Consider the following 13220-nt stretch of genomic DNA (forward strand, 5'->3'; position numbering starts at 1 on the left):
GTCATTTTTCATGACTTTCGGCAACGCGTTCAAAGTGCAACGCTCAGCCCCAGACGCAGCGTGCGCGGCGCGCCAGGGAACAGGTAGACATGCCCGAACTGGTAGGGCGATTCCTTCCAGTAGCGGCGATCGAACAGGTTGTCGACCGACAGCGTCCAGCTCGCGTTCGCGCCGCGCAGCTTCGTGTCGTAGCGCAGCACGGCATCGACGCGCGTCCACGAGGGCAGCGTGATCGAGCCATCAGGCAGCACGTTGCGGCGGCCTTCGTACGAGAGCTGTCCCGCAACCTCGAGGCCCGGCACCGATGCGAAGCGGTAGGCGGTCTGCGCGCGCAGCACCTGCTTGGGCACGTTCGTGGGCGACTCGCCGTTGAGCGCCGGATTGGCCGTGCTCCCGCGCCGCTTCGCATCGATCAGCGTCACGCTGCCACCGATGCGCCAAGGCCCCTGGTTCCACTGCGCACCCGCTTCGAGACCACGATGCACCGCCTTGCCGTCGTTGCGCACCTCGCACAAGCCGCTGCACAGGTCCATGTTGGTCAGCGGCCGCGAGATGTCGAACCATGCGAGCTGCCAGTTGAAGGCGTCGTTGCCGCCCTTGAGGCCAAGCTCCCACTGACGCGAGCGCAGCGCGGGCAGGGCCTGCCCCGCGTTGCTGTACTGCGAGATCCTGTTCGGCACCACCTGCGACTCGACTCCCCGCCCCCAGCTCGCATAGGCCAGCAGCCCCGGCTGGAAAGCGTAGCTCGCCGCTATCCATGGCGTGGTCACGTCCTGCTTGTAGCCGGTCGGATTCGAGCCGTCGTTGCCGATGCTGCTGCGGTCGAGCCGCGTATGGCGCGCGCCGAGCCACGTGGTGAAGCGCTCGTTCCAGCGGATCGCGTCCTGCACCGAGAACTCGGTCGATCGCTCGTCCCGGTTGGTCTGCGGCGTGGTGGCATCCGGAGCCGGCGGCACGACGGCCGTGCCCCAGATGTTGCCGGTGCCCGCGTAGTTGTAGGCCTGGTTGTCGAAGCGATTGCGCACGCGGCTCTGCATCAGCCCGAAGCCGAGTTCGTGCCTCACGCTGCCCGTCGTCACGTTGCCTTTCAGATTGATGCTGCCGGCCGTCAGCGTGCGGCGCTCGTTGTCGCTGCGGAAGTCGTAGACGTCGAAGGTGCCATCGGAGCAGTAGCGGTCGTAGTTGCCTTCGGCGCCGCAGCCGAAGGCATAGGCCAGTCGGTCGTCGCTCTTCAGCCGCTGCTGGCCGATCTGCGCGCTCCAGCGCCAGTCGGCGTTCAGCGCCTGGCTGAAGCGCAGCGTGCCCGTCAGCGCCTTGAACACCGAGGGCTGCGACCACGGCTGGTTGTTGAGGTTGATGCGCGGATCCACCGGCGCCGGCAGCACGCTGCCCAGCAGGCTGTAGCCGTTCTGGCTGGGCTGCGTCTTGCGGCTTTGCTCGATCTCGAACTCCAGCACCGAGTCGCGCGTGATGCGCCAGTCGGCTGCGAGCGAGAACAGGTTGCGGTTGCCGTCGAGGTTGTGCGTCAGCGGCTTGAGGTTTTCGCTCGCCACGTTGATGCGGTAGCCGAACTGCCTGTTCTCGCCGAAGCGCCCCCCGAGGTCGATGGCGCCCAGCAGGCTGCCGCGGCTTGAAGTCTCGATGCGCACCGTGCGCAGGTCCTGCTCGGTGGGCCGCTTCACGACGTAGTTGACCAGCCCGCCCGGCGCGCTGGTGCCGGCCTGTATGCCGCTGGTGCCGCGCAGAATCTCGACGCGCTCCTTGTTGTCGAGCGGAATCGATGTCTCGGCGCTGATCGGCAGGCCCTCGCGCCGGTAGTTGAAGCGGTTGTCGAGCACGAAGCCGCGCACCGTGAGGTAGTCCCAGTAGCCCGCCGAGTTGTAGGCGTCGGTCACCGAGGCGTCGAATTGCGTGAGGTCAGCGAGCCGTCGCGCGCCGCTGGCCTGCAGTTGCTGGCTGTCGATCACCGTGGCCGAGATCGGCAGCTCGCGCAGCGGCACGTCGCCGAAGCCGCTCACGTCGGCCTGCGACGCGGCCGTGCCTTCGCTGACGGTGATCTCCGGCAGCGCGGATTGCTGCTGCGCATGCGCTGAACATGCCGCCGCAAAGAGCATGGCTGCCAGCGCACGCGAGACGGGAGACAGCCGATGCCGGCCGGAAGAATCGAAGGGAAGCTCTGTCTTTTTCATTCTGTTCATTTGCCCGCAGCGGCATCGATGGCGGCGATCCATTGTGCAGCCGTGGCTTCCGGGTCGTCGGCCGCGACGAGCGCGCGCACCACGGCGACGGAGCCCACGCCGGTCGCCAGCACCTCCGGCAGCCGCACCGCATCGATGCCGCCGATGCCGACCTGCGGATAGCCGCGCAGCAGCCGCGCATAGGCGCCCAGCCGCGCCACGCCCTGCGGCGCGGTCGCCATCTTCTTGAGCGTGGTCGGGTACACCGCGCCCATGGCGATGTAGCTCGGGCTTACCTTGTCGGCGCGCACCATCTCCGCATAGCCGTGGGTGCTGACGCCAAGACGCAGGCCGGAGGCGCGCAGCCGGTCGAGGTCTTCGGGCGAGAGCGCGTCGAGATCCTCCTGGCCCAGATGGATGCCATAGGCGCCGGCCGCGATGGCCACCTGCCAGTGGTCATTGATGAAGAGCAGCGCGCCGGTACCTCGCACCGCCTCGACGGCCGCCTGCACCTCGCGTTCGATGGCGGCGCCGTCGTCCGACTTGAATCGCAGCTGCACCGTCGGCACACCCGCGCGCGCCATGCGGCCGACCCATTGGGCATCGGGCAGCACGGCATAGAGGCCGAGCCGCTCGGGGCAGGGCGGAAACGCGTCGTCGCGCGCGGTGGGCGGAAAGGGGCGCATGCCGAAGTCCTCCGGCGCGTCGGGCCACAACGCAGCATCGAAGCTGCTCAGGCGCTTTGTCTGCGCGGTCCATGCGAGGGCCAGGCATTCGGCGTCGATCTCGATGAAGCCGAGTGCGGAACACGCGCGCTTGGCGCCGCGATACACCGGATCGTCGGAAGAGAAGCTGGGCGCGCTCACCGGCGCCGACGTGATCGCGCCGAAGCGCAATCCGTGCGCAGCGACGATGGCCTGCGCGATGGCGCCGGAGTCGAATGTGGTGCTCATGATTCGTGGTGCCAGAAAGGCGTGCCGAGCACGGGCGTGCTGGGTTGCGCGGCCTCCTGCGCGGCCATGGCGCCGGCGCGATGCGCGCTGCGCCCGGCCTGCACCGCGTCGGCGAAGGCGCCGGCCATCGCGACCGGGTCCTGCGCCAGCGCGACGGCGGTGTTGAGCAGCACGCCGTCGTATCCCCACTCCATCACCTGGCAGGCGTGCGAAGGCAGGCCCAGGCCAGCATCCACCAGCATCGGCACCTTGAGGCGGTCGCGCAGCACCTGCAGCGCGTAGGGGTTGACCGGTCCGCGGCCGGTGCCGATGGGCGCGGCCCAAGGCATCACCGCCTGGCAGCCGACGTCGACCAGGCGCTGGCACAGCACGAGGTCCTCGGTGCAGTAGGGCAGTACCTTGAAGCCCTCGCGGATCAACTGCGAGGCCGCGTCGACCAGGTTCAGCGTGTCGGGCTGCAGCGTGTAGTCGTCGCCGATCAGCTCCAGCTTGATCCACGGCGTGTCGAACAGCTCGCGCGCCATCTGCGCGGTGGCGACCACCTCCTGAATGCTGTGGCAGCCGGCGGTGTTGGGCAATACCGACACCGCGAGCTTGCGCAGCAGCTCCCAGAAGCCGTTGCCGAGCTCGCTGTTGCCCGAGCCCTGGCTGGCCGTCTGCCGGCGCAGCGAGGCAGTGAGCATCGCAGGCTTCGCGCGCTTCACGGCGGCTTCGAGCAGGTCGGGCGAGGGGTAGCGCGCGGTGCCCAGCAGCAGGCGGCTGTGGAAGGTCTCGCCGTAGAGCACCAAGGGGTCGTTCGGGGTCGTCATTTCTGTTGTCTCCATCAATCAGCCGCCCGTCACGGGGCGGATCACTTCGACGCGGTCTTCGGGTTTCAGCGCGCGCGTGGCGTAGGCCGAGCGCGGCACGAATTCGCGGTTCACGGCCACCGCGAAGGGCGGCGTGGCCTGCAGCGCGGCCAGCGCGTCGGTCAGCATCGCCTGGTCGGGCAGGGTGAAGGGCTTGTCGTTGATCAGGATGTTCATCGTCATGTGTCTCGGGTCTCCATGCCGAAGCTCTCCGCAAGAGGCGAGCGGCCCTGCGTCAGAACCTCCATCGCCGCGTCGAGCATCGCGGGCGCGATCATGAAACCGTGGCGGTACAGGCCGTTGATCTGCAGCACGCGCGGTTGCGGCAGGCGCAGGGCAGGGAGGTTGTCGGGCAGCGTGGGCCGGCACTGCGTCGCGATCTCGACGATGCGCGCCTCGGCGAAGCCGCTGTGCACCGCATACGCGGCACTCAGCAGTTCGAGCGTGGAGCGCACGCTGGCGGGCGACATGTCGTCCGACTCGATCTCGGTCGCGCCGATCACGAACAGGTTGCCCGGCTTGGGCGCGATGTAGAGCGGGTAGCGCGGATGCACGAGGCGCGTCGGTCGCTTCAGGCTCACCTCGGGCGCATGCACGCGGATCACCTCGCCGCGCACACCACGAAGAGCATTCCACTGCGGACGGGCGCCGAGGCCGCGGCAGTCGATTACCCAGTCGGGCTGGCCTGTCGTTCCGGGCGAGAAGTCCGAAGGCGTACGCGGCGATTGCCAGTGCAGCGTGACGAGAGGGCTGCTCTCGAGCGTGGCGAGCAGCGAGGCCAGCAGCGCGCGGTTGTCGAGCTGGCCTTCGCCCGGAAGGAACAGGCCCTGAGCGAAGCGCTGGCCCAGCGAGGGCTCCAGCGTGGCGATCGCGCGGGCGTCGACGGATTGCATCGGCGCCAGCTCGGGCACCTGCGCACCGGTGTTCGCGAGCACGCGGGCGAGCCGCGTTGCTTCGGCCGCGTCCTGCCGATGCCAGAGCACCAGCGTGCCTTCGCGCTGGAAGAACACGGGCTGTGCCAGCGGCGCGAGCAGCTCCGGCCAGCGCGCGAGCGCGTGCTGCCCCATGCGCACGACAGACACCGGTGCGACGGCCGATTCGGCCAGCGGCGCCAGCATCGCGGCGGCCACGCGCGCGGCAGCGCCTTCGGCCTCGGCGCTGCCGGCCTCGAACACATCGACCTTGCACCCGGTCTGCGCCAGCGTCACCGCCATCAGCCGGCCCATGAGGCCTGCGCCGAGGATGGCGACCGAGTCGAAAGGAAGGCTCATGCCAGGGCTCCTTCGCGTCGCCGATAATTTTCGGCATGACCCAAGAGCCCACTCAGCGCTACGCACGCGTGCTTTCCGTCGCCGGTTCCGACAGCGGTGGCGGCGCCGGCATCCAGGCCGATCTCAAGACCTTCGCCGCCCTGGGCTGCTACGGCATGACGGCCATCACCGCGCTCACCGCGCAGAACACACTGGGCGTCTCGGGTATCCACGGCGTGCCGCCCGATTTCCTCAGGGCGCAGATCCAGGCCGTGGTCGAAGACATCGGTGTCGATGCCGTCAAGCTCGGCATGTTGCATGCGCCCGAGGTGGTCGAAGTGGTGGCCTGGGCCATCGACCGCTACCAGCTGAAGAACGTGGTGCTCGACCCCGTGATGGTCGCCACCAGCGGCGACCGCCTGATCGCTGCCGAGACGGTGCAGGTGCTGGTGCGTGAGCTGTTCCCGCGCGCCGTGGTCGTCACGCCCAATCTCGACGAAGCCGCCTTGCTGGTCGGCCGTGCCATCGAAGGCGTGGATGCACTCGACGGCGCGGCCGACGAACTGCTGGCGCTCGGCGCGAAGGCCGTGCTGCTCAAAGGCGGCCATCTGCCGGGCAACGAAGTGGTCGACGTGCTGCTGCAGGCCGGCGGCGAACGCAAGCGACTGGCCTCCGGCCGCATCGAAAGCCGCAACCTGCACGGCACCGGATGCACGCTGTCGTCTGCCATTGCCGCGCACCTTGCGCTGGGCGCGACGCTGCCCGAGGCGGTCGAGAGGGCGCGCGCCTACATCCTCGGCGCGATGGCTGCAGGTGCAGACGTGAAGATCGGCGCGGGTCATGGCCCGCTCAACCACGGCTTTGCGCCAGTGCCGACGCACCGGCTGCCGTTGAAGGCCGGCTGAGCCAGGCCAGCGCGAAAGTCGCGGCCAGTGTCGGCAGCGCGGAGCCGAACTGCGGCGCCCACTTGGCAAGCGCGTGATATGCGGCGATGCCCGCGATCCAGATCAGTGCCGCGCCGAAGTCGATCTTGCGCCGCGCGCCTTGCGGCGATACCGCCTCGCCGCTGCCCAGCCGGCCGATGATCACCCCATACAGCGGCACGAATACCGAGCTCAACAGCAGCAGGAAGGGCTCCAGCGTGTGCATCGGCAGCACCAGCGCCAGCGCGATGCACAGGGCAGCCAGCAGCAGGCCCCAGCGCTTCACGCTCCAGCGCGGCAGCAGGCTGTGCGTGGAGACCGAGCCCGAGTAGACGTCGCCGTACGCGTTGTCTAGCTCGTCGATGAGGATGAGGCCCAGCGCCACCAGGCCGCCCTGGGCCAGCAGTAGCGCGGTGACGAGGCCCGTGCCCGGTTCGGCCACGCTCACCACCATCACGCCCAGCGCATAGCACCAGACGTTCGCGACCGCGTAGCCGATCCAGGTGCCGCCGAATGCGCCGCCGAGGCCGCCGGAGCTGCGCTTGCCGTGCCGCGCATAGTCCGCCACCAGCGGCAGCCACGACACCGGCATCGCGATCACCAGGTCGAGCGCACTGAACATGCCCATCGTGCCGTCGCCGGGGCGCGCCCAGAAGGCGTCCAGCCCCTTGGCCTGCAGTTGCGCCGCGAACTGCCACGTGAGCCACAGCAGCGACAGCACCACCAGCGGCAGCCCGAACCGGCTCACGAAGCGCCGCACCAGCTTCACCATCGAGCCGGCGAGCAGCGCCAGCAGCACCGCGCCCCACAGCAACGTCGTCAGCACGCCGCCCCAGAAGCTGCCCAGCGCCGGCCCCACCACCGTCTGGCCGATGGCCTGCGTGCCTTCGCGCATCACCACGAGTTCGAAGGTGGTCCAGCCCACCAGCTGCACGATGTTGAGCAGCACCGGCAGCCGCGCGAAGGCACTGCCGTAGGTGGCGTGCATGAGGCCGGCGCTCGCCAGGCCGCTCTGGCAGCCCAGCCGCGCGGTCCAGGCCAGCAGGCCCGCGCCGATGCAGGAGCCGAGCACGATGGCGATCGCTGCGTCGCGCGTGCCCGCGGCCGGCACCAGGTAGGCGCCGATCTGCATCACAAGCAGGCCCACGCCGAGGCTGAACCAGAGTGAGGCATGGTCCTGCCAGCCGAACACGCGCCGCGAGGCGGGCAGAGGCGTCAGCGCCTCGTTCGAGACGCCAGCGGCATCGTTGTTCTTGTCGTCGTGTGCCATCCGTTTGCTCCAGTGCAAAAGGTTTGGCAGGTGGGCGAGGCCCCAGTGGCGCGGCTTTCACGCGAGAAGGCGCGAGAGGCCACCGGACCAGCTTCCCTGCGCGAGGATTACCTCAATCAGGTTCAAAGGGACTTTCTCAGCCGGACGGCAAGCCGCCCAACACCCCTAGCAAGTACGCCGCGGCAAACCCGTGGCGCGGAGCCGATTTTATGCGGGGCCGGGAAGCCGCGACGCCAGGCATGCCTTTGCGGGCAGGGAAAACCCTCGGCATGCGGATGCGCGGCGCGAGAATCGACCGCCGAGGAAAACGACGGCAGAAGAAACGGGAGCGCATGCCGATAAGCGTGCAGAAACAAGAAATGAAGAGGAGCTTGCATGGTCGATGAGGATTTCAAGGGCACCCGCCTCAGGCGGTTCAGGGTCGACGTGGGGACCATCATCTGCGCGGTGGCGCTGGTGCAGTCGCTGCTCCTGGTGGCCTTCGGCTACTGGGCCGCCGAGAGGCTGGTGTCGAGGCTCGGCACCGCCGCGCACAAGATCAACCACGACCGGGTCGAGGACAGCGTGCTTGCCTTCCTCGCGAAGACCGAGGCGGCGATCCGTGCGATCGCCGATTCACCCAGCGTCCACGTGTGCGGGGAGGACGGCGAGCAGACCGCCGAGATGCTCTGGACGCTGCTGGAGCAGACGCCGGAAATCGACAGCATCAACGTGGCCACCGACCACGGCCACGTGCTGATGGCGGTGCGCTACCCGGTGCCGGCCATCCGCCAGGTGCTGCGCGCCGACGGATTCAGCACCGAGACCTGGCACTACAAGGACTCGCCGGACCGGGACGGCGGCGACGCGAAGCAGCGTTTTGCGACAACATCGATCTCGGCCTACCGCAGCGACTTCGATCCCGAGAAGCGCACCTGGTACCTGGAGGCCATGAAGGCGAAAGGACCGGTGTGGACCCAGCCATTCATGATGAGCGACTCGCAGGAACTGGCCGTCGGGCACGCGCGGCCTTCGGCGCGCGCCGACGACGAAGGGCACACGCGGGGACTCGTGGTCGATGCCAACGTGTCGCTGGGGCATCTGTCCAGGCTCGTGGGCGCCTTCGGTGCGCAGGGCCATGGCGAGAGCGCCCTGATGAGTTCGGACCACCATGTGATCGCGCGCAGCGACCATCCCGATCCGGTGCGCGAGCTGGAATCGCCAGACAGCGGCGTGCTCGGCGCCATCCATGCGCACATGCTCTCGGTCAGCACGGCAGGCGGGGCCGACGACCAGGCCTTCTCCATCGAGCACGAAGGCAGTCGCTACCTCGTGCAGACCTCGCACCTGCCGCACACCCGGTGGCAGCTCGTGAGCTGGGAGCCCGAGGAGCTGCTGCTCGGTGGCCTGCAGCGCTCGGTGCTCTGGTCGCTGGCGCTGACGGTCAGCTTCCTGGCGCTGGCGCTCATCATTTCGCTGCGGTTGTCGAAGCTGGTGACCGGGCCCATAGAGAACCTCTCGCGCGTCGCGCGCCGCATCGGGCGGCTGGAACTCGACGATCTGCCGATCGAGCCGAGCCGGGTGCTCGAGGTGCAGCACCTCAACCAGGCGCTGGACGAATCCGCGCGCAGCCTCAAGGCCTTCAGCAAGTTCGTGCCGGTGGACATCATCCGGCAACTCGTCGCGGAAGGGCACGCGCTGGGGCCGAGCGGCTCGCCGAAGCGCATCACCGCGATGTTCACCGACGTGGAGGGCTTCACCAGCATCTCGGAGTCGATGCCGGCCGAGGTGCTCGTGCGCCAGCTCACCGAGTACTTCAATCTCGCCGCCGGCATCTTCGCGCGTCACGGCGGCGTGATCGACAAGTTCATGGGCGACGGCATCATGGTGCTGTGGGGCGCACCCACCGAACTCGAGGATGCTGAGTACCGCGCCTGCCTGGCGGCGATCGAGCTGCATGCCGAGATGAACGCGCTCAACGAGAAGTGGCGCGCCGAGGGTCTGCAGGAGTTCCGCACGCGCGTGGGCATCCACACCGGCCATGTGATCGCGGGCGTGCTCGGCTCGAGCAACCGCCTGTCGTACACCGCCATCGGCGACGCGATCAATGCGGCGAGCCGCATCGAGGGCGCCAACAAGGAGCTGGGCACGCGCACGCTGATCTCCGAAGCCACCTTCGAGGGGCTGGGCGGCCGGCTCGCCACGCGCCGTATCGAAGAGCTCGCGGAGCTGCGCGGGCGGCAGACGCGGATGGCGCTGTACGAGGTGCTGGGACCTAAACCTTCCTGATCCGGCGCGCGAAGGCTTCGAGCCCGTCGATGGTGATCTGGATATGGCGCTCGAAGCTGCTGTCCAGCGGCACCGTCGTGCCGTTGTCCCAGCGCAGGATGAAGGCCTTGTTGGCCAGCTGCGCGAGGTTGCGCGTGAGCACCGGGTGGTCGAGCGGGCGGATCGTGTGCACGCGTTCGCGCAGCTCCTCGGCCCAGGCCTGGGTGTTGTCGGCGGGCAGGGGCGAGAACTCCATCGTCAGGAAGCCCAGCATCGCGGCGACCACGCAGTTGTAGGCCTCCAGCAGCGCTTCGTCTTCGAAGCCGGCGTCGGCCAGCGTGGCGAGGATGCCTTCGACCAGCTCCATCGGCAGGCTGCCGTTGGACACCAGCTGCGCGCCCAGCAGCTGCGCCACGTTCGGATGGCGCCGTACGGTGGCGCGGCAGCGGCGGAAGAGTTCGGCGATCCAGTCCTTCCAGACGAGCTTGCCGGGCGGCGGCGCGACCTCGGCCATGACCAGCGCCGCCACTTCGGCCAGCAGTGCCTCGCGCGTGCTCACGTGCCAGTGCACCGTGGCCGGGTAGACGTCGAGCCGGGCCGCCACCTCGCGCATGCTGAAGGCGCCCAGGCCGAATTCGTCGATCTGCGCGAGCGCCTCCTCGGCGATGCGCTGCTTCGTCAGGCCACCGCCGCCGGAGGGGCGGCCGGCCGTGCGGGGTTTCGGTGACTTGGGGGGCGATTGCTTCGTCATGGTTGCAGCCATTGTGCGGCAGTCGGGTTGACTGTATAAACAAAATAAATTGAGCATCGAACAATAAATCGCGCTGCATGCGACGGGCGCACACCCTACGAAGGACATTGCCATGGCGCACGCCGACATCGACCAGGCCCTCGCAGCAGCGCACCTGCGCTTCACCGAAGGCAATCCCGCCAGCATGCGCCAGTTCGAGGAACAGGCGCGCTACATGCCCGGTGCCAACAGCCGCTCGGTGCTGTTCTACGCGCCGTTCCCGCTGACCATCGCGAAAGGCGAGGGCGCGACGCTGTGGGACGCCGACGGCCACCGCTATGCCGACTTCATCGCCGAGTACACGGCCGGCGTCTACGGCCATTCGGCGCCAGAGATCCGGGAGGCCGTCGCCGAGGCGATGAACAGCGGCATCAACCTCACAGGCCACAACCTGCTCGAAGGCCGGCTCGCCAGGCTCATCTGCGAGCGCTTTCCGCAGATCGAGCAACTGCGCTTCACCAACTCCGGCACCGAGGCGAACCTGATGGCGCTGACGGCGGCGCTGCACTTCACCGGCCGCCGCAAGCTCGTCGTGTTTTCGGGCGGCTATCACGGCGGCGTGCTTGGCTTCGGCGCCAAGCCGCTGCCGACGACCGTGCCCTTCGACTTCCTGGTGCTGCCCTACAACGACGAGCGGACCGCGCGCGAGCAGATCGACAGGCACGGCCCCGAGATCGCCGCCGTGTTGCTGGAGCCGATGCAGGGCGCGAGCGGATGCATTCCGGGCCGGCTGGAGTTCCTGCAGGCGCTGCGCGAATCAGCCACCCGCGTCGGCGCGCTGCTGATCTTCGACGAGGTGATGACTTCGCGCCTCGCGCCGCACGGGCTGGCGAACAAGCTGGGCATCCGCTCCGACCTGACCACGCTGGGCAAGTACATCGGCGGCGGCATGTCCTTCGGCGCCTTCGGCGGACGTGCCGACGTGATGGCGCTGTTCGATCCGCGCACCGGGCCGCTGGCCCATTCGGGCACCTTCAACAACAACGTGCTGACGATGGCGGCCGGCCATGCGGGGCTCACGAAGCTGTTCACGCCGGAGGCCGCGGGCGCACTGGCAGCGCGTGGCGATGCGATGCGGCAGCGGCTGAACACGCTGTGCGCAAGCGAGGGCGTCGCGATGCAGTTCACCGGCATCGGCTCGCTGATGAACGCGCATTTCGTGGGCGGCGAGGTGCGCAGCACCGACGACCTGGCACCGGTCGACGCCCGCCTGCGGCAACTGCTCTTCTTCCACCTGCTGAGCGAGGGCATCTACACCTCGCCGCGCGGCTTCGTCGTGCTGTCGCTGCCGCTGACCGATGCGGACATCGACCGCTACGTGGCCGCCATCGGCAGCTTCATCGGCGAATACCGGGTGCTGCTGCCCGGTGCCGCCAGGAACTAGCGGGAGCCGGCCACGCCCAGCAGCTCGTGCAGGCGGGTGCTGGTGGTCGTGTACTGCAGCGGAACGGCCTTGCCGGGGAACACGATGGCCGTGGCACCCCAGGCGGCCAGCGTGGCTTCATGGAAGCCGCAGACGATGAGTTTCTTCTTGCCCGGATAGGTGTTGATGTCGCCCACCGCGAACACGCCGCGTTCGCGGGTTTCGTACTTCTCTGTGTCCACTGGCACCTGCTTGCGCTCCAGCTCCAGCCCCCAGTCGGCGATGGGGCCGAGGCGCGGCGAGATGCCCAGGCAGGCGACCAGCGCGTCCAGCGGCAGTTCAAGCGTGGTCGCGTCGGGCGTGGTGATCTGGAGCTGCTTGCCGTCGAAGGCCGTGGGCTGGCCGACCTGGAAGGCCATCTTGCTCGCGGCCACGAGGGCGCGCATGGCCGAAACGGTGGCTTCCTCTGCCTGGAAGCCGTCGCGCCGGTGCACCAGCGTGACCTGCTTGGCGATGGCGGTGAGCGCGATGGCGGTTTCGAGCGCGATGTCGTCGCCACCGTTGACCACCACCGTCTGCCCGGCGAAGCGGTCCAGCGAATCGGGGTGATAGAAGAGCGAGGAGCCCTCGAATTGCGCGATGCCTTCGACCGCGATGCGCTTGGGCACGAAGGCGCCGACACCGGCCGCGATGAACACCGTTTTGGCGAGGAATGATTTGCCCGCCGAAGTGGTGAGAAGCAGCCGCCCATCGGCCTCGCGCGCCAGGGTGGAAACCTGTTCGCCGAAATGGAATTGCGGCTTGAACGGTGACACCTGCTGCAGCAGCGACTGCGCCAGGTCGCGCCCGCTGGTCACGGGCGTGCCGGGGATGTCGTAGATGGGCTTGTCGCCATACAGCGCCACGCACTGGCCGCCGGCGGCGGGCAGTGCATCGACGATGTGGCAGGAGATTTCGAGCAGGCCCAGCTGGAAGGCCTGGAACAGCCCCACGGGGCCGGCGCCGACGATCAGCGCGTCGGTCTCGATCGGGGAAACGGCAGGGGCGGCGGGCTGGTTCAGCGCACCAGCTCCCCGATCTTGTCCGTCTTGTCCTTCCACTCCTCGGCGTCGGGCAGGGCGGGCTTGCGCTTGGTGATGCTCTTCCAGCCGTCGGCCTGGGCCAGCTCGGCGTTGATCTTGATGAAGGCGATCTGGTTGGCCGGCAGGTCTTCCTCGGCGTAGATCGCGTTGACCGGGCACTCGGGGATGCAGACCGCGCAGTCGATGCACTCGTCCGGGTCGATCACCAGCATGTTGGGACCTTCGCGGAAGCAGTCGACGGGGCAAACGTCCACGCAGTCGGTGTATTTGCAACGGATGCAGGCTTCGGAGACGACGTGGGTCATTTGTTTTCTGGC

General features: G+C 68.5%; 12 protein-coding genes and 1 riboswitch. Of the genes, 3 read left to right on the plus strand and 9 right to left on the minus strand.

Translation table 11 applies throughout. The features are described from left to right. Positions 1 to 29: 29 nt before the first annotated feature. From ABL843_RS14065 to ABL843_RS14085, 5 genes are read right to left on the minus strand one after another with little or no spacing between them, the layout of a single operon-like run. Complete coding sequence (locus ABL843_RS14065; protein ID WP_418120245.1) at positions 30 to 2189, minus strand: TonB-dependent siderophore receptor; 2160 nt, start codon at positions 2187 to 2189, stop codon at positions 30 to 32. A gap of 5 nt (positions 2190 to 2194) precedes the next feature. Next, complete coding sequence (locus tag ABL843_RS14070; protein WP_418120246.1) at positions 2195 to 3130, minus strand: thiamine phosphate synthase; 936 nt, start codon at positions 3128 to 3130, stop codon at positions 2195 to 2197. Continuing rightward, positions 3127 to 3939, minus strand: coding sequence for a thiazole synthase (locus ABL843_RS14075; RefSeq protein WP_418120247.1), 813 nt, complete (start codon positions 3937 to 3939; stop codon positions 3127 to 3129). Before ABL843_RS14075 ends, ABL843_RS14070 begins: the two co-directional genes overlap by 4 nt. An 18-nt stretch (positions 3940 to 3957) precedes the next feature. Further along, positions 3958 to 4161: a sulfur carrier protein ThiS gene (gene thiS / locus ABL843_RS14080; protein ID WP_418120248.1), complete on the minus strand. Its 204-nt coding sequence runs from the start codon at positions 4159 to 4161 to the stop codon at positions 3958 to 3960. Continuing rightward, positions 4158 to 5249, minus strand: a complete 1092-nt coding sequence (locus tag ABL843_RS14085) for an FAD-dependent oxidoreductase (RefSeq protein ID WP_418120249.1) — start codon at positions 5247 to 5249, stop codon at positions 4158 to 4160. The genes thiS and ABL843_RS14085 overlap by 4 nt, the downstream gene beginning before the upstream one ends. Before the next feature lie 35 nt (positions 5250 to 5284). Between ABL843_RS14085 and thiD the strand changes: the two genes are divergently transcribed. Beyond that, complete coding sequence (thiD, locus tag ABL843_RS14090) at positions 5285 to 6133, plus strand: bifunctional hydroxymethylpyrimidine kinase/phosphomethylpyrimidine kinase (RefSeq protein ID WP_418120250.1); 849 nt, start codon at positions 5285 to 5287, stop codon at positions 6131 to 6133. Here thiD and ABL843_RS14095 read toward each other — a convergent pair. Beyond that, positions 6078 to 7421, minus strand: a complete 1344-nt coding sequence (locus tag ABL843_RS14095) for a purine-cytosine permease family protein (protein WP_418120251.1) — start codon at positions 7419 to 7421, stop codon at positions 6078 to 6080. The genes thiD and ABL843_RS14095 overlap by 56 nt on opposite strands. 76 nt (positions 7422 to 7497) lie before the next feature. Then, positions 7498 to 7598, minus strand: a riboswitch (TPP riboswitch). Between the two features lie 198 nt (positions 7599 to 7796). Between ABL843_RS14095 and ABL843_RS14100 the strand changes: the two genes are divergently transcribed. Further along, positions 7797 to 9689, plus strand: coding sequence for an adenylate/guanylate cyclase domain-containing protein (locus ABL843_RS14100; RefSeq protein ID WP_418120252.1), 1893 nt, complete (start codon positions 7797 to 7799; stop codon positions 9687 to 9689). Here ABL843_RS14100 and ABL843_RS14105 read toward each other — a convergent pair. After that, positions 9676 to 10419 (minus strand): TetR/AcrR family transcriptional regulator, encoded by a 744-nt coding sequence (locus ABL843_RS14105; protein ID WP_418120253.1) that lies wholly within the window; start codon positions 10417 to 10419, stop codon positions 9676 to 9678. The genes ABL843_RS14100 and ABL843_RS14105 overlap by 14 nt on opposite strands. 112 nt (positions 10420 to 10531) lie before the next feature. Between ABL843_RS14105 and ABL843_RS14110 the strand changes: the two genes are divergently transcribed. Further along, a complete protein-coding gene (locus ABL843_RS14110; RefSeq protein WP_418120254.1) occupies positions 10532 to 11842 on the plus strand; it encodes an aspartate aminotransferase family protein in 1311 nt (436 codons plus the stop codon). Here the strand turns inward: ABL843_RS14110 and ABL843_RS14115 are convergent. Both ABL843_RS14115 and fdxA read right to left on the minus strand, forming a co-directional pair. Beyond that, on the minus strand, positions 11839 to 12921 hold the full coding sequence (locus tag ABL843_RS14115; protein ID WP_418120255.1) for an NAD(P)/FAD-dependent oxidoreductase: 1083 nt from the start codon (positions 12919 to 12921) through the stop codon (positions 11839 to 11841). The genes ABL843_RS14110 and ABL843_RS14115 overlap by 4 nt on opposite strands. Beyond that, positions 12879 to 13208, minus strand: a complete 330-nt coding sequence (gene fdxA / locus ABL843_RS14120) for a ferredoxin FdxA (protein ID WP_126019243.1) — start codon at positions 13206 to 13208, stop codon at positions 12879 to 12881. Before fdxA ends, ABL843_RS14115 begins: the two co-directional genes overlap by 43 nt. Between the last annotated feature and the right edge of the window lie 12 nt (positions 13209 to 13220).

Source organism: Variovorax sp. 350MFTsu5.1 (assembly GCF_048302515.1).
Taxonomy (GTDB): Bacteria; Pseudomonadota; Gammaproteobacteria; order Burkholderiales; family Burkholderiaceae_C; genus Variovorax; species Variovorax guangxiensis.